The sequence below is a fragment of the Mycobacterium sp. SP-6446 genome, assembly GCF_001954045.1.
GTDB lineage: Bacteria > Actinomycetota > Actinomycetes > Mycobacteriales > Mycobacteriaceae > Mycobacterium.
On the sequence record NZ_MBEM01000183.1, the window covers coordinates 1 to 15,172 of the forward strand.

Annotated in this window: 15 protein-coding genes; 8 read left to right on the forward strand and 7 right to left on the reverse strand. The window is 67.4% G+C overall.

Going from position 1 to position 15,172, the window contains the following annotated elements; genetic code table 11:
• Nucleotides 1–1,069: acetyl-CoA C-acetyltransferase (locus tag A5736_RS16595; protein ID WP_076247417.1), on the forward strand; the 1,069-nt coding region annotated here is incomplete at its 5' end.
• A 3-nt stretch (nt 1,070–1,072) separates the two neighbouring features.
• Nucleotides 1,073–3,217: a 3-hydroxyacyl-CoA dehydrogenase NAD-binding domain-containing protein gene (locus A5736_RS16600; RefSeq protein WP_076247418.1), complete on the forward strand. Its 2,145-nt coding sequence runs from the start codon at nt 1,073–1,075 to the stop codon at nt 3,215–3,217.
• Between the two features lie 17 nt (nt 3,218–3,234).
• Here the strand turns inward: A5736_RS16600 and A5736_RS16605 are convergent, their stop codons facing one another.
• Genes A5736_RS16605 through A5736_RS16615 form a run of 3 tightly spaced genes read right to left on the reverse strand, consistent with a single transcriptional unit; the run spans nt 3,235 to nt 5,937 of the window.
• Complete coding sequence (locus A5736_RS16605; RefSeq protein ID WP_076247420.1) at nt 3,235–3,834, reverse strand: class I SAM-dependent methyltransferase; 600 nt, start codon at nt 3,832–3,834, stop codon at nt 3,235–3,237.
• A 15-nt stretch (nt 3,835–3,849) separates the two neighbouring features.
• A complete protein-coding gene (locus A5736_RS16610; protein ID WP_076247422.1) occupies nt 3,850–4,716 on the reverse strand; it encodes an LLM class F420-dependent oxidoreductase in 867 nt (288 codons plus the stop codon).
• 6 nt (nt 4,717–4,722) lie between these two features.
• Nucleotides 4,723–5,937, reverse strand: coding sequence for an FAD-dependent monooxygenase (locus A5736_RS16615; protein WP_076247423.1), 1,215 nt, complete (start codon nt 5,935–5,937; stop codon nt 4,723–4,725).
• A gap of 77 nt (nt 5,938–6,014) precedes the next feature.
• Here A5736_RS16615 and A5736_RS16620 point away from each other — a divergent pair, with 77 nt between their 5' ends.
• Nucleotides 6,015–7,004, forward strand: coding sequence for an LLM class F420-dependent oxidoreductase (locus A5736_RS16620; RefSeq protein ID WP_076247425.1), 990 nt, complete (start codon nt 6,015–6,017; stop codon nt 7,002–7,004).
• Here A5736_RS16620 and A5736_RS16625 read toward each other — a convergent pair.
• Nucleotides 7,001–7,294, reverse strand: coding sequence for a putative quinol monooxygenase (locus A5736_RS16625; RefSeq protein WP_076247426.1), 294 nt, complete (start codon nt 7,292–7,294; stop codon nt 7,001–7,003). The two genes, A5736_RS16620 and A5736_RS16625, sit on opposite strands and share 4 nt — an antisense overlap.
• A 306-nt stretch (nt 7,295–7,600) precedes the next feature.
• On the opposite strand from A5736_RS16625, the gene A5736_RS16630 reads away from it, so the two are divergent.
• Both A5736_RS16630 and A5736_RS16635 read left to right on the forward strand, forming a co-directional pair.
• On the forward strand, nt 7,601–8,014 hold the full coding sequence (locus A5736_RS16630) for a Zn-ribbon domain-containing OB-fold protein (protein WP_076122743.1): 414 nt from the start codon (nt 7,601–7,603) through the stop codon (nt 8,012–8,014).
• 70 nt (nt 8,015–8,084) lie between these two features.
• The gene (locus tag A5736_RS16635; RefSeq protein WP_076122470.1) at nt 8,085–9,230 is read left to right on the forward strand and encodes a thiolase family protein; all 1,146 of its coding nucleotides are present in this window, start codon (nt 8,085–8,087) and stop codon (nt 9,228–9,230) included.
• A gap of 34 nt (nt 9,231–9,264) precedes the next feature.
• On the opposite strand, the gene A5736_RS16640 is transcribed toward A5736_RS16635, so the two are convergent.
• From A5736_RS16640 to A5736_RS16650, 3 genes are all read right to left on the reverse strand, one after another.
• A complete protein-coding gene (locus A5736_RS16640; protein ID WP_076247428.1) occupies nt 9,265–10,008 on the reverse strand; it encodes an SDR family NAD(P)-dependent oxidoreductase in 744 nt (247 codons plus the stop codon).
• Nucleotides 10,009–10,176: 168 nt separating this feature from the next.
• A complete protein-coding gene (locus tag A5736_RS16645; RefSeq protein WP_076122468.1) occupies nt 10,177–11,826 on the reverse strand; it encodes a DNA repair helicase XPB in 1,650 nt (549 codons plus the stop codon).
• Between the two features lie 12 nt (nt 11,827–11,838).
• Nucleotides 11,839–14,088, reverse strand: coding sequence for a helicase-associated domain-containing protein (locus tag A5736_RS16650; RefSeq protein ID WP_076247429.1), 2,250 nt, complete (start codon nt 14,086–14,088; stop codon nt 11,839–11,841).
• Between the two features lie 114 nt (nt 14,089–14,202).
• On the opposite strand from A5736_RS16650, the gene A5736_RS16655 reads away from it, so the two are divergent.
• The 3 genes from A5736_RS16655 to A5736_RS16665 form a co-directional block, all read left to right on the forward strand.
• On the forward strand, nt 14,203–14,403 hold the full coding sequence (locus A5736_RS16655; RefSeq protein ID WP_076122466.1) for a hypothetical protein: 201 nt from the start codon (nt 14,203–14,205) through the stop codon (nt 14,401–14,403).
• A gap of 10 nt (nt 14,404–14,413) precedes the next feature.
• The gene (moaC, locus tag A5736_RS16660) at nt 14,414–14,908 is read left to right on the forward strand and encodes a cyclic pyranopterin monophosphate synthase MoaC (RefSeq protein WP_076247432.1); all 495 of its coding nucleotides are present in this window, start codon (nt 14,414–14,416) and stop codon (nt 14,906–14,908) included.
• Nucleotides 14,908–15,172: molybdenum cofactor biosynthesis protein B (locus A5736_RS16665; RefSeq protein WP_254848392.1), on the forward strand; the 265-nt coding region annotated here is incomplete at its 3' end. The genes moaC and A5736_RS16665, both read left to right, overlap by 1 nt.

Consider the following 15,172-nt stretch of genomic DNA (forward strand, 5'->3'; position numbering starts at 1 on the left):
GAACCTAATCAGCGACGTCGTCCTCGGCGTGGTTTCGCCGGTCGGCGACCAGGGCGGCGATATCGCCCGGGCGGCGGTGCTGGCTGCCGGCATGCCCGACACCGTCGGTGGCGTGCAGCTCAACCGGTTCTGCGCGTCCGGCCTGGAGGCGGTGAACACCGCCGCGCAGAAGGTGCGCTCCGGCTGGGACGACCTGGTGCTGGCCGGCGGCGTCGAGTCGATGAGCCGGGTGCCGATGGGCTCCGACGGCGGCGCGATGGCGCTGGACCCGGCCACCAACTACGACGTCGGCTTCGTCCCGCAGGGCATCGGCGCCGACCTGATCGCCACCATCGAGGGCTTCTCCCGGGAGGACGTCGACGCCTACGCGCTGCGCAGCCAGGAGAAGGCCGCCGCGGCATGGTCGGGCGGCTACTTCGCCAAGTCTGTGGTGCCGGTCCGCGACCAGAACGGGCTGTTGATCCTCGACCACGACGAGCACATGCGGCCCGACACCACTATGGAGGGTCTGGCCAAGCTGAAGCCCGCCTTCGAGGGCCTCGCCGCACTCGGCGGGTTCGACGACGTGGCGCTGCAGAAGTACCACTGGATCGAGAAGATCGACCACGTGCACACGGGCGGCAACAGCTCGGGCATCGTCGACGGCGCCGCGCTGGTGCTCATCGGCTCCGAGGCCGCCGGCAAGTCGCAGGGCCTGACCCCGCGGGCCCGCATCGTGGCCACCGCCACCACCGGGGCCGAGCCCACGATCATGCTGACCGGACCGACGCCGGCCACCCGCAAGGTGCTCGACCGGGCGGGCCTGACCATCGACGACATCGACCTGTTCGAGCTCAACGAGGCGTTCGCCTCGGTGGTGCTGAAGTTCCAGAAGGACCTCAACATCCCCGACGAGAAGCTCAACGTCAACGGCGGCGCCATCGCGATGGGCCACCCGCTGGGCGCCACCGGCGCGATGATCCTGGGCACCATGGTCGACGAGCTCGAACGCCGCAACGCCCGGCGCGCATTGGTCACGCTGTGCATCGGTGGCGGCATGGGTGTCGCGACGATCATCGAGAGGGTTTAAGTCATGGCCGACAACACAATCCAGTGGGATAAGGACGCCGACGGCATCGTCACGCTGACCATGGACGACCCCTCCGGGTCCGCCAACGTGATGAACGAGGCCTACATCGAGTCGATGGGCAAGGCCGTGGATCGCCTTGTCGCCGAGAAGGATTCGGTCACCGGCGTCGTGATCACGAGCGGCAAGAAAACTTTCTTCGCTGGCGGTGACGTCAAGACCATGATCCAGGCGACGCCCGAGGACGCCGGTGACGTTTTCGACACCGTCGAGACCGTCAAGAAGCAGCTGCGCACCCTGGAGACGCTTGGCAAGCCGGTCGTGGCGGCCATCAACGGGGCCGCGCTCGGCGGTGGGCTGGAGATCGCGCTGGCGTGTCATCACCGCTTCGCCGCCGACGTCAAGGGCAGCCAGATCGGCCTGCCCGAAGCGACATTGGGTCTGCTGCCGGGCGGCGGCGGGGTGACCCGCACCGTGCGGATGTTCGGCATCCAGACCGCGTTCGTGAGCATCCTCGCGCAGGGCACGCGGTTCAAGCCGGCCAAGGCCAAGGAGATCGGTCTGGTCGACGAGTTGTTGCCGACGGTCGAGGAGCTGGTGCCCGCCGCCAAGGCGTGGATCAAGGCCAACCCCGACTCGCACGAGCAGCCGTGGGACAAGAAGGGCTACAAGATGCCCGGCGGCTCTCCGTCGTCGCCGTCGCTGGCGGCCATCCTGCCGTCGTTCCCGTCGAACCTGCGCAAGCAGCTCAAGGGCGCGCCGATGCCCGCGCCGCGGGCCATCCTGGCCGCTGCGGTCGAGGGCGCGCAGGTCGACTTCGACACCGCCAGCCGCATTGAGAGCCGCTACTTCGCGTCGCTCGTCACCGGCCAGGTCGCCAAGAACATGATTCAGGCGTTCTTCTTCGACCTGCAGCACATCAACTCCGGCGGGTCGCGGCCCGACGGCATCGGCAAGACACCGATCAAGAAGATCGGTGTGCTGGGCGCCGGGATGATGGGCGCCGGCATCGCGTACGTCTCGGCCAAGGCCGGTTTCGACGTCGTGCTCAAGGATGTCAGCTTCGAGGCCGCCCAGAAGGGCAAGGGCTACTCCGAGAAGCTGGAAGCCAAGGCGCTGGAGCGAGGCCGCACCACCGAGGAGAAGTCCAAGGCACTGCTGGACCGCATCACCCCGACGGGCGACGCGGCCGACCTCGCGGGCGTCGACTTCGTGGTCGAGGCGGTGTTCGAGAACCAGGAACTCAAGCACAAGGTGTTCCAGGAGATCGAGGACATCGTCGAGCCCAACGCACTGCTGGGGTCCAACACCTCCACGCTGCCGATCACCGGCCTGGCGACCGGCGTCAAGCGGCAGGAGGACTTCATCGGGATCCACTTCTTCTCGCCGGTGGACAAGATGCCGCTGGTCGAAATCATCAAGGGCGAGAAGACATCCGACGAGGCGCTGGCCCGGGTGTTCGACTACACGCTGGCCATCGGCAAGACGCCGATCGTCGTCAACGACAGCCGCGGCTTCTTCACCTCACGCGTCATCGGCACCTTCGTCAACGAGGCGCTGGCGATGCTGGGCGAGGGTGTCGAGCCGGCCAGCGTCGAGCAGGCCGGTTCGCAGGCCGGCTATCCGGCACCGCCGCTGCAGTTGTCCGACGAGCTCAACCTGGAGCTGATGCACAAGATCGCCGTCGCCACCCGCAAGGGCGTCGAGGACGCCGGCGGCACCTACGAGCCGCACCCAGCCGAGGCCGTCGTCGAGAAGATGATCGAGATCGGCCGCCCTTCGCGGTTGAAGGGTGCCGGGTTCTACGAATACGTCGACGGCAAGCGCACCGGCCTGTGGCCGGGCCTGCGGGAGACGTTCAAGTCCGGCTCGTCGCAGCCACCGCTGCAGGACATGATCGACCGGATGCTGTTCGCCGAGGCGCTTGAAACGCAGAAGTGCCTCGACGAGGGCGTGCTGACGTCGACGGCCGACGCCAACATCGGTTCGATCATGGGCATCGGTTTCCCGCCGTGGACGGGCGGTAGCGCGCAGTTCATCAACGGCTACTCCGGTCCGGCCGGTACGGGCAAGGACGCCTTCGTGGCCCGCGCTCGTGAGTTGGCGGCCAAGTACGGCGACCGCTTCCTGCCGCCGGACTCGCTGACGTAGTTTCCGCGGTCGAAGGTTCAGGCGCGGCGCTGAAAGAGGTAGTACCGCGTCGGAGTTTCGCGGTCGAGCTCCCGCTCGTCGCCGGTGGACAACAGCGTCCAAGCAGGGGTGAATCGCCGTTCCATCTCGGCGGGCTCGATGCCGCGGACGCCGAACCTGCCGCCGGGACGGAACGCCACGATCAGTAGCCGCGCGTCGGGCGCCGCTACTGCGGTCACTTCCCGGACGTACGCGTCGCGGTCCGCGTCGCTCATGTTATGCAGGCAGCCGTTGTCGACGATCAACGCGAAGTCCGCCCCGATGCCCTCCTGACTCAGGCGCGTGACGTCGGCGCGGACGAAGTCGACCGAAGCGTTGGCAGCGCCTGCCTTGGCACGAGCCTTGTCGAGCGCCTTCGTGACAAAGTCCACCGCGGTGACTTTCCAGCCGCGTTGAGCGAGGTAGATCGATGTGTCTCCGGTTCCACATCCCAGTTCCAGCGCCGATCCCGCGGGCAGCGCGGGTGCGTCGGGAGTTCCCTCGATCAGGCCACGCAGGCTCTGCGCGAGCGGATGCCCGTCCCAGGGGGTGAAGCCGATCCGGTAGAAGATGCGAAACAGGGTTTGTTTGGAGGCCATACCGCCACGGTATGCCTAATCCTCCTTGCCGGCCACGGCAATTCGGCGCCATTGCTCGCGAGGGAAAGCTATCGGGTCGGCCGTCAGGACCTGGACGCAGACATGGTCGGCGCCGGCCGAACGATGCTCGGCGACCCGGCGCATGATCGCGTCCTCGTCGCCCCAGGCGATGATCGAATCGAAGAGCCGATCGCTGACCTGTGCCAAGTCGTCCTCCGAAAACCCACTGCGCAGCAGGTTATTGGCGTAGTTCGGCAACGCCAAATACGCACGCAGCCAATCGGTTCCAATAGCGCGCGCCTCCTCGGTCTTATCGCACAAGATCGCGGTCTGCTCCGGCAACAGCAACGGCCCTTCGCCCAAAGCCGCACGGGCGGCGGCGGTGTGCTCCGGGGTGACGAGGTAGGGATGGGCGCCGCGGGCGCGGCTGGCGGACAACGCCAGCATTTTGGGACCCAGCGCGGCAAGGACCCGCGCTTCGGTGGGCACCGGTGACGGTGCGGCATCCAGCCCGTCCAGGAAAGACGCCGTCGCCGCCAGCGGTTTGCGGTACCGCCCGGGCTGCCCGGCGTCGACGAGCGGCGCGTGGCTGACCCCGATCCCCAGCAGGAAGCGCTCCCCGTGCTCGGCGTTCAGCGCCGCATAGGAATCCGCGACATCACCGGCCGAGTGCATCCAGAGATTCAGGATCCCGGTGGCGATCACGGTGTTTTTGGTCGAGGCGAGCAGGTGACCCACCGCGTCGAACACCGGCCCGCCCACGTCCGGAATCCACAGCGCCGTAAAGCCCAGCTCATCCAATTCCGCTGCAGCATCGGCGGATTCGGCTGGATCGCCGTAGCGCAGCTGACTGCTCCATATCCCGACACCGGCGAGTTCCATCGATCGTCATCCCTCTCGTAGCAGTTCCGCGTAGTCTTTGTACTGCATCGCGTCATAGAGCCGAACACCCTTGGCGTTCAACCTTGCCAGTGCCCTGGTAAGCCCGGCGGGCAGCATCGAGATCAGTTGGGCTCCGCGGGTCAGCGCCCACACCCCGGCGGCGGAGCCGGGGACGAGGCTCTTGGCCACGGCGCGCGCAAACGCGCGGCTGCGGCGCACCGGATCGATCATCTGCCGTTCGTAGGCCGCGAACGCCTGCGCGTAGTCCCCATTAGCTTGCGCGAGTTCACCGGCCAGCACGTAGGAGCCCAGCACCGCGATGCTGGTGCTGCCGCCGACCGCGGGCCCCGGGCAGTACCCGGCGTCGCCGACCAGCGTGACGCGCCCGCGCGACCAGCTGTCCAACGTCAACTGGGTGATCGAGTCGAAGTAGAACGTAGGTGCGCGGTCTAGCTCCTCGAGCCACCCGTCCACCGTCGCATGCATCCCGGCAAATCCTGCCCGGAGTAACTCCTTCTGCCGCAAGGTATCTCGGTAGTCATACTCGAGTTCGTCCTTGCTGCGGAACATGAATAACATTCGCGCATCGTCCAATGGTTGCGCGGTGTAGATTCCGGCGAGACGCCCGGCGCCGACGTGGATGACCATCTCTTTCTCGCGCGCAAGCGTTTTCGGCGCCGACAGCACCGCCAGGTACCCGCCGAGGAATTGCGTGCGTCCCGCGTCTTCGCCGAAGACCAGGCGCCGCACGTTCGAGTGCAGCCCGTCGGCGCCGATTACGACGTCGTACCTGCGTGGCGCCCCGTGCTCGAAGATCACCTCGCCCTCGGGGGAGATGGCCGTGATCGAGTCGCCGAACAGGTACTCGACGTGGTCGCGGCCGGCGTCGTAGTACGCCTCGCTGAGGTCATCTCGCATGATCTCGACGTGCCGATCGGATGCGGCGCCGACGGCCTTGGTGATGTCCACGCGGACGGGCCGCCTCGCGCCCTCGCGGTAAATCGTCCCGGTGTCGGTCCCGGTGGCCAGCGCCTCGATTCTCGGCAGCACGCCCATCTTCTCCGAGATCTCCATGGCCGGTCGGAACAGATCGACGGCGTGGCCGCCGGTCTTCCGCAATGCGGGCGCGCGCTCGACGACGGTGACATCGAACCCGTATCGGGTGAGCCAGTACGCGAGCACGGGGCCCGAGATGCTGGCCCCGGAGATCAGAATCCGCATGGAGACCTCCCTGGAGCTTGTCCAAGTTAGGTAATCGATCATCGTTGCACAGCGCGGCGGGGCTAAAGTCCCTTGCTATGCGTTTCGGTCTCTTCATTCCGCAGGGCTGGCGAATGGATTTGGTCGGCATCGAACCCGAAAAACACTGGGCGGTGATGCGGGACCTGGCCACCTACGCGGACGACAGCGCCTGGGATTCGCTGTGGGTCTACGACCACTTCCACACCGTGCCGATGCCGACGGGCGAAGCCACCCACGAGGCGTGGTCGCTGATGGCGGCATATGCGGCGAGCACGTCGCGGATCAAGCTCGGCCAGATGTGCACCGCGATGAGCTACCGCAACCCCGTCTACTTGGCCAAGGTAGCCGCGACGGTCGACATCATCTCCGGCGGCCGGATCCAGATGGGGATCGGCGGCGGCTGGTACGAACACGAGTGGCGCGCTTACGGTTACGGCTTTCCATCGGCCGGGGTGCGGTTGGGTCGCCTGGACGAAGGCGTGCAGATCATGCGCGACGCCTGGCGCGACGGCAAGGTCAGCTTCGACGGGCAGCACTATCAAGTCGATGGCGCCATCGTGGCCCCGAAACCATTGCAGACCAACGGCATTCCGCTCTGGATCGCCGGCGCCGGTGAGAAGGTGACCTTGCGCATCGCCGCGAAGTACGCGCAGTACACCAACTTCTCGCCCGAGCCCGCGGCTTTCGCCCACAAATCGGAGGTGCTGGCGCAGCATTGCCGCACGCAGGGCACGGACTTCGACGCCATCGTGCGCTCGGCGAACTTCACCGCGCTGCTCGGAACGTCCGAGGCCGACGTCGAAGACCGGCTGCGGCGGGTGCGTGACCGCATGGTCGACTATGTGCCCGAATCGGTGGCCGACGCGATGCTTGCCGGTGGCAGCGGACCGGATTCGGCGACCGGCACACCGGAGCAGGTGATCGAGCGGATCGCGAAGGTCCGCGACCTCGGCTGCGAGTATGCGATCTGTTATTTCCCGGAGGCGGCGTATGACCGTTCCGGCATCGAGCTTTTCGAGCGCGAAGTCATTCCCGCGCTGAGCTAGACATCGGAAGTGACATACCGCGTCTTGACCGGAGGCGAGGCAAGCAGCCGAGGCAGCTCCGTCAGTTTTCCCTCGCCGGCACGAAAGCTGCGATAGGCCTCGTCATGCTCGACGGTGTCCCAGAGTTCGTAGATGATCCAGTGGGCTTCGTCGTCCTCGTCGACCAGCACGTCGGTGCGGAGGTTCCCCTCGAACGCCCGGGTGTCCCGCAGCGCCCGGCCCATGACGTCGCGCGCCGCGGGCACCGCTTCGGTCTTGAACCTGAGTTCGAGCAGCACCGTGACCGGCATGTCGTCTCCTTTGCGTTGCGACTGGGGATCTCAAGATAACTGGCGCCGTACCGCGGCGAGCGACGCGGCGTGGCGATTGTCCTATCGGCCTCACTGGCCACATGGGTACCACGAGGAGGCCACGACCCCATCTACGAAAGCGATAGCACGGGCGATATCGCTTTGGGGAGACGCTTATTGGTCGACCCGCGTTACCGGACGGCGACGGATGAGAACGCGATTTCCACTTTTATCGAATGCTGTTGTACCTTTCAGGGAGCGCATTATTGTGTGGCGGACTGCGGACGATCACTGGAGGATTCCTCGATGCAGAAGGCACTCGCCCCCGACATCTCCACCTGGCCCGACGAGAGCCCGCAGCTGATCGGCAGCCGCTGTGGCAGCTGCGGTGCCACGACGTTTCCCGTGCAGCAGTGGTGTCCGCGCTGCAGCGGCGGTGAGATGAGCGAGCTGTTGTTGCCGCGGCGCGGAACGCTGGTGGCGTGGACTACCCAGGGCTTCCCGCCCGGGGCTCCGTACGCCGGGCCGACGGGCGAGGATTTCGTGCCGTTCGGTGTGGGTCTGGTGCAGCTCGGCGACGTGATCCGCGTGGAGGGCCGGCTGACCGAGAACGATCCGGCCAAGTTGCAGTTCGGCCAGGAGGTCGAGCTCACCATGGTGCCGTTCACCACCGATGCCGACGGCGACGAGATCGTCACGTTCGCGTTCCAGCCGGTCTAGTGGCGATCGCGAGCGCGGCGAAGCCGGGTGAAGCGGGTCGCCACCATCTGTCTGAGGGAAGGAACCTGAGATGACTAACGACGTGGCCATCATCGGTGTGGGCCTGCATCCATTCGGCAGGCATGACAAGACCGCGATGCAGATGGGCGCCGAGGCCATCCAGTCGGCGCTGAGCGACGCCGGCGTGGACTGGAAGGACATCCAGTTCGGCTTCGGTGGCAGCCACGAGGTGTCCAACCCCGACGCGGTGACACGGCTGGTCGGGCTCACCGGCATCACGTTCACCAACGTCTTCAACGCGTGCGCGACCGCGGCCAGCGCCATTCAGCAGACCGCCGACACCATTCGACTGGGCAAGTACGACCTCGGCATCGCCATCGGTTTGGACAAGCACCCGCGCGGCGCCTTCACCGACGACCCCGCCAAGCTCGCGCTGCCGCAGTGGTACGCCCAGAACGGGCAGTTCGTCACCACCAAGTTCTTCGGCATGAAGGCCAACAAGTACATCCACGACCACCACATCTCCCAGGCCACGCTGGCCAAGGTGGCCGCCAAGAACTTCCGCAATGGCGCCTTGAACCCGAACGCCTTCCGCCGCAAGGCGATTCCCGAGGACGAGATCCTCAACTCGACGGTGTTGAACTACCCGTTGACGCAGTACATGTTCTGCGCGCCCGACGAGGGCGCCGCCGCGGTGATCATGTGCCGCGCCGACATGGCCCACAAGTTCACCGACAAGCCGGTGTACGTGCGAGCCTGCGAGATCCGCACCCGCCGCTACGGCGCCTATGAGGTGCACGCCACGTCGGCGCCGTTGGACGAGGACGCGTCCCCGACGGTATATGCGGCCAAAGCCGCCTACGATGCCGCCGGCATCGGCCCCGAGGACGTCGACATCGCCCAGCTGCAGGACACCGACGCGGGCGCCGAGGTCATCCACATGGCCGAGACGGGGCTGTGTGCCGACGGTGAGCAGGAGAAGCTGGTGGCCGACGGCGCCACCGAGATCCACGGCTCGATCCCGGTCAACACCGACGGCGGGCTGATCGCCAACGGCGAGCCGATCGGCGCGTCGGGGCTGCGGCAGGTGCACGAGCTGGTGCGTCAGCTGCGCGGCGAGGCGGGCGAGCGCCAGGTGCCCGGCAACCCGCGCGTCGGCCTGGCGCAGGTGTATGGCGCGCCCGGCACCGCGTCGGCGACCATCCTGTCGCTCTAAATCGCCCGGGCATGAAACTGGTGAATGTCGAGCGTCAGAGGAAACTTCCGCCGCCGTTCACCGCTAGCGTCTGCCCGGTGAGGAAACCGTTGCCGATCATCATGAGGACCGCCTGACCGATCTCGTCGGGTGTGCCGATGCGGCCGACCGGCAGACGGTCCGCGACACCCGATTCCTTCAGCGGCACAGCCATTTCTGTGTCGATGAGCCCGGGCGCTATGGCATTAACGGTGATCCCATCGGCGGCAAGGCGCGCGGCATAGCCGCGGGTGAGGCCCTCCAGACCTGCCTTGGACGCGTTGTAATGCACACCGATGTTTCCCGCGCCGCGAGCGGCGACGGACGAGACGTTCACGATCCGTCCCCAGCCTCGCTGCCGCATCCCCTGGACTACGGCCTGGGTGCACAGGAACGCCGACTTCAAATTGACCGTCAGCGTCTTGTCGAAGTCCTCTTCGGTGATGTCGTCCACACCGCGGATGGTGGCGATACCGGCGTTGTTCACCAGCACGTCGATGGGACCGAGCTCGGATCCGACCTGCCCGGCCATCGCCTCCACTTCGGACCGCATGGCCACGTCCGCCCGCACTGAGATCGCCCTGCCTCCGGTCCGTTCGATCTCGGCAACCGTTGCCGCCGCCTCGTCCTGCCGATGGCGGTAGTTGACCGCAACCGCCGCCCCAGCACGTGCCAGTGCCTGCGCGATGCCCCGACCGATTCCCCGGGATCCGCCGGTGACCAAAGCGACACGGTTGCTGAGCGCGATACGTTCGTCCATGACACCGAAAGTAAGCCTTGCAGCGCGCGGTCGGCCAGATGGCCCGGCGTATCCGCCGTCGGCCGCGGTGAATCGGGCAGTTTCACCCAACGTGTGCTCATTGCGAAATCTCCGTCAGTTTCGCAGGGCGTACACGTTCGGCGCAGCGAATGCTACCGGTTCACAACTCTAAATCGCCGGGCCCAGTAGGTCGTCCGCGTCGCGGATGATGTAGCCGTAGCCCTGCTCCGCCAAGAAGCGCTGCCGGTGTGCGGCGTACTCGGCGTCCAGGCTGTCGCGCGCGACCACGGAATAGAACATGGCGCCGCCGCCGTCGTGCTTGGGCCGCAACAATCGGCCCAGCCGCTGGGCTTCCTCTTGGCGGGAACCGAAGGTTCCCGAGACCTGCACCGCGACAGAGGCTTCGGGCAAGTCGATGGAAAAGTTGGCGACCTTCGACACCACCAGCGTGGGCACCTCGCCACGGCGGAAGGCGTCGAATAGCTCTTCGCGTTCCCGGGTCCGCGTCGAACCCTGGATGACCGGAGCGTTCAGCTCGGCCCCGAGCTCGTCGAGCTGATCGAGGTAGGCGCCGATCACCAGGGTCTGCTCGTCGGGGTGCTTTTCCAGAATCGATTTGACCACAGCGATTTTGGTGTGCACCGTCGAGCACAACCGGTAGCGTTCCTCGGGTTCGGCGGTCGCGTACATCATTCGTTCGTTGTCGGTCATGGTGACGCGGACTTCGACGCACTCGGCCGGCGCGATCCAGCCCTGCGCCTCGATGTCCTTCCACGGCGCGTCATAACGTTTCGGGCCGATCAGGGAGAAGACGTCGCCCTCGCGGCCGTCCTCGCGGATCAGCGTGGCGGTCAGGCCCAGTCTCCGCTTGGACTGCAGATCGGCGGTCATCCGGAACACCGGTGCCGGCAACAGATGCACCTCGTCGTAGATGATCAGCCCCCAGTCGCGGCTGTCGAAGAGCTCGAGATGGCGGTACTCGCCCTTGGTGCGGCGGGTGATCATCTGGTACGTCGAGATGGTGACGGGCCGGATTTCCTTGCGTTCGCCGGAGTATTCGCCGATCTCGTCCTCGGTCAACGAGGTGCGCGCCACCAGCTCCCGTTTCCATTGCCTGGCGGCGACGATGTTGGTGACCAGGATGAGCGTCGTCGCACTGGCTTTCGCCATCGCGGCCGCACCGACCAGCGTCTTGCCGGCGCCGCAGGGCAGTACCACCACGCCAGAACCGCCGGACCAGAATGAGTCCGCGGCCATCTGCTGGTAGTCGCGCAGGTGCCAGTCGTCCTGGTGCAGGCTGATCGGATGCGCCTCACCGTCCACATAGCCGGCGAGATCTTCCGCGGGCCAACCGATCTTGAGAAGCATCTGCTTGACCCGGCCGCGCTCGCTGCCGTGGACGACGACGGTGTCGTCATCGATGCGGGCGCCGAGCATCGGTGCGATCTTCTTGTTGCGGAGCACTTCCTCGAGCACCGCGCGGTCAAGGCTGACCAGCGTCAGGCCGTGAGCGGGGTTCTTGACCAATTGCAGCCGGCCGTAGCGGGCCATGGTGTCGACGATGTCGACCAGCAGCGGCTGGGGCACCGCGTAGCGCGAGAAGCTGACCAGTGCGTCGACGACCTGCTCGGCGTCGTGGCCGGCCGCGCGGGCATTCCACAGCGCCAGCGGCGTGATGCGGTAGGTGTGCACGTGTTCGGGCGCCCGCTCCAGCTCCGCGAACGGGGCGATGGCGGCGCGCGCGGCGCCGGCCAGCTCGTGGTCCACCTCGAGCAGCACCGTCTTGTCGGACTGCACGATCAACGGCCCGTCGGTCATATCTCCCATTATTCAGTCGTCCGCCGACACCACCGATGTGATGCGGTGGACGGCGAAGTCGCGCAGCCGCCCGGAGGCCGAGTCGAAGGCCACCAGCTGCCCGCCGCGGACGGTGATCGGCGAAACCACCCGCTGGGTGGCCACCCCCGCGGCGTCCAGGTAGCCGATCACCAACGTGTCCTGATTCCTGGCCGCGCGCTGCAACAGCGACATGGTGACCGCGGGATCGACGCGGATATTGCCGAACGGCGCGGCGGTCACCTTGCGCAGCACCGAGACGACCGCGTTCAGCGTCTCGCCGGTGGGGCGCGGCGGTGGGCGATAGGGGCGACGGTGCTGCGGCGTGGGCACGCGGGCGCCGCGGGGTCGCACGTCGACGATGGCGCCGGAGGAATCTTCGGCCGCCGGGGCGAAACCCGCAGACCGGAGGGCGCCGAGCACCTCGGCGATCGGTGCGGGCGACACGGCCACAGTCGGCGCCAGGGCACGCAGCTGCAGATCGTCGGCGGCCGCTACGGCCTGGGCCAGCAGGGCTGGGTCCTCACAGCGCACGAACGACGCGGCCATGCCGATTCGAAGCTGCCCGTGTCTGCGTGCAACATCGTCGATGAGGTAGGTGAGTCCTTGTGGCACTGCCGTTTTGGAGTGCTTGGCGAAAAATGCGTGCATCCCGTCGCGGGTTTTGCCGATGTCGAGTGCGTGCCGGATCGATTGCTCGCTGATCCTGTACACCATCGCCGCGCCGGCCGATTCGACGGTGGCAACGGCCGCCAATTCCTCGGCGAGATCGCGTTGCAGCGGCCCAGGCACCACGACGGTCAGGTCGGCCTGCAGAAAAAAGTGGTCGATCGGCCTGGGCAGTGCCCGCGTCATCGCATCGATCGCGACGGCGGGGTCGACGGCTTCGTCGAGTAGCGCGCGGGCGGGGGTGCTGATCGCCCCACGACCGATCAGGCCCAACGCGTGGCCCTCGTTCAGCAGGTCGGCGACCGGTCCGGGCTGCAGCCGTCTCGCCCAGCGCGGGCGCCGCCAGATCAGCGCCGCCGACGCCGCCGCGGCGTCGACTCCGGCACCGTGCGGCAGCTCGGAGAGCATCCCCAGCAGCAGCCGGCGATCCAGTGGGGCGGCCGTGGAGTACAGCGAATCCGTCAGGGCGCCATACGGTTTCGCGTCCGGGCCCCGGGTGCCGATCAATGCCGGCCGCCCGGGCAGGTCCAGCCAGGTGGTGGCCAGCAGGTGCCAACGCTCAGCGGTGGACATCGCGCTGAACCGGTTGGTGGCTACCGTTGGCGCCCAATACGGCCCGTCGCCGCTGGCGGGCTCCGGATCGGGCATCCCGCTCGCGATCAACCCGGCCGCGGCCGCGACCTCCAAGATCAGGCCCAGCCGCGGCTCGTCGATGCCGGTTGTCTTGGCCAGGCGTTTGACGTCGCGGACCCCCAATCCGCCGCTGCGCAGTTCGGGAACCGGTGTGCTGCCGAGGTTTTCGAGCAGCACGTCGAGTTCGCGCAGCAGGTCGATGAGGGCCCCGGCCGCCGCCGCATCGGCATCCTCGGGCGTGGTCGTCGACGCCACCGGGTCTGGGGCGGTCAATTGCATCGGCCCGGGTTGCTCGCCGCGGAGCACCTGCCCGACGTGGCGGGGCAGGATCACGGTCTCGGCATCGATCCGGCGCAGCAGCCCCTTCGCCAGCAGCTGCGGTACGGGTCGATCCGCCGGGGCGCCGGGCGCGGCGTCGCGGGTGCGCCCCATCGGAGATCCCTGCAGCAGTTTCTCCAGCACCTCCAGCTGCGCTTTGTCGAGCCCGGCGATGAGGCCGGTGATCTCGTCGCCGGTGCGCGCGGTGTCCTCGAGCGTGACCTGGCCCGCGTGCCACGGCAACGCCGTGCCCGCGTCGGGAGCCACCCGGACGGCGGCGTCGCCCCACACCAGGGCGCGCTGTCGGAGGTCGTCGAGCGCGCCCATCACGTCGGCTTCTGGAGCGCGGTCGCCGATCAGCGCCAGCAGCTTTGCGGTCGGCACGGGTGCGGTCTCGGCCTGCAGCACCAGCAGGGCGTCGAGCACGGCCAGCCGCAGGAAGTCGAGCTCGTCGGTGGCAGCCTTGACCGATTGCCGGGCGACGGCGCGCGCCGCTAGCGCGGCGATGCTGCCGGGTGGCGGCTGAGCGAGGTCCGGCCGTAGTTCCAGCAGTCGGATGAGCCGCTCGTCAGACAAGTCGGCCAGCCAGGACCCCAGCGGGATGTCCGGGGTGTTGTCGGTCATTGCTGACCAGCGTAAAGCAGCGGCCGGACCCTCGCGGCGACGGTGAGGACGCCGGAATTGGGCGCCCGCGGGCTTGCGTCACGCCCTCCGGTGCGACCTGTCAGAATGGACCCCGTGGCTGACATTGCTGAGGACAACGCGGGCAAGACCCGGTACGTCGACAACGGCTGGCCGACGACGGACCCGGATGACCACGCGGTGAGCGAACTGGCAACCGATCGGACGGGTGCGTTGTCCCCTTTCGGTGACCTGACGTTCCCGCTGCCCTCCGACGACCTGCCGTACGTTCACCCGGTCACCGTCGTCAACCGGTAGGCCGCCAGCCATGGCTGCGGCATCCGGGGCATCCCGACCGGGCTCGCTCTCGCACTTGGATGAGCGGGGGGCGGCGCACATGGTCGATGTCACCGAGAAGGGCGCGACCAAGCGCACTGCCGTGGCCGCCGGCGCGTTGCGGACCTCGGCGCAGGTGATCGCGCTGATCTCGACCGGCGGCCTGCCCAAGGGCGATGCGCTGGCGACCGCGCGGGTGGCGGGCATTCTGGCAGCAAAGCGAACCAGCGACCTGATTCCGCTGTGCCACCAGCTCGCGCTGACGGGAGTCGACGTGGATTTCACCGTCGGCGAGTCCGACATCGAGATCACGGCGACGGTGCGCAGCACCGACCGTACCGGTGTCGAGATGGAGGCGCTGACCGCCGTCAGCGTGGCCGGGCTTACGCTCTACGACATGATCAAAGCGGTTGACCCGTCCGCTCGCATCGACGACATTCGGGTGCTCCGCAAAGAGGGCGGCAAAACCGGAAATTGGACACGGTGATGGGCGCGAGATCCGCACGAGTGATCATTGCTTCGACCCGCGCCTCGGCCGGCGTGTACGACGATCGGTGCGGGCCGATCATTACCGAATGGCTTGGCCAACACGGGTTTTCGCCCGCGGAACCGGAGGTGGTCGCCGACGGCACCCCGGTTGGTGAGGCGCTGCGTGCCGCGGTCGACGACGGCGTCGACGTCATCATCACCTCGGGTGGTACCGGCATCTCGCCCAGCGATTCCACCCCGGACCAGACCGTGGCCGTGCTGG

Excerpts from the sequence above, each read along its gene's own strand:
- A5736_RS16650 (WP_076247429.1), bottom strand. The coding sequence starts at position 14,088 with ATGACCGACAACACCCCGGACATCCCGCTGGGGTCCTGGCTGGCCGAC.
- A5736_RS16635 (WP_076122470.1), top strand. The coding sequence starts at position 8,085 with ATGACTAACGACGTGGCCATCATCGGTGTGGGCCTGCATCCATTCGGC.
- A5736_RS16645 (WP_076122468.1), bottom strand. The coding sequence starts at position 11,826 with ATGACCGACGGGCCGTTGATCGTGCAGTCCGACAAGACGGTGCTGCTC.
- A5736_RS16600 (WP_076247418.1), top strand. The coding sequence starts at position 1,073 with ATGGCCGACAACACAATCCAGTGGGATAAGGACGCCGACGGCATCGTC.
- A5736_RS16605 (WP_076247420.1), bottom strand. The coding sequence starts at position 3,834 with ATGGCCTCCAAACAAACCCTGTTTCGCATCTTCTACCGGATCGGCTTC.
- A5736_RS16620 (WP_076247425.1), top strand. The coding sequence starts at position 6,015 with ATGCGTTTCGGTCTCTTCATTCCGCAGGGCTGGCGAATGGATTTGGTC.
- A5736_RS16630 (WP_076122743.1), top strand. The coding sequence starts at position 7,601 with ATGCAGAAGGCACTCGCCCCCGACATCTCCACCTGGCCCGACGAGAGC.
- moaC (WP_076247432.1), top strand. The coding sequence starts at position 14,414 with ATGGCTGCGGCATCCGGGGCATCCCGACCGGGCTCGCTCTCGCACTTG.
- A5736_RS16640 (WP_076247428.1), bottom strand. The coding sequence starts at position 10,008 with ATGGACGAACGTATCGCGCTCAGCAACCGTGTCGCTTTGGTCACCGGC.
- A5736_RS16625 (WP_076247426.1), bottom strand. The coding sequence starts at position 7,294 with ATGCCGGTCACGGTGCTGCTCGAACTCAGGTTCAAGACCGAAGCGGTG.
- A5736_RS16610 (WP_076247422.1), bottom strand. The coding sequence starts at position 4,716 with ATGGAACTCGCCGGTGTCGGGATATGGAGCAGTCAGCTGCGCTACGGC.
- A5736_RS16615 (WP_076247423.1), bottom strand. The coding sequence starts at position 5,937 with ATGCGGATTCTGATCTCCGGGGCCAGCATCTCGGGCCCCGTGCTCGCG.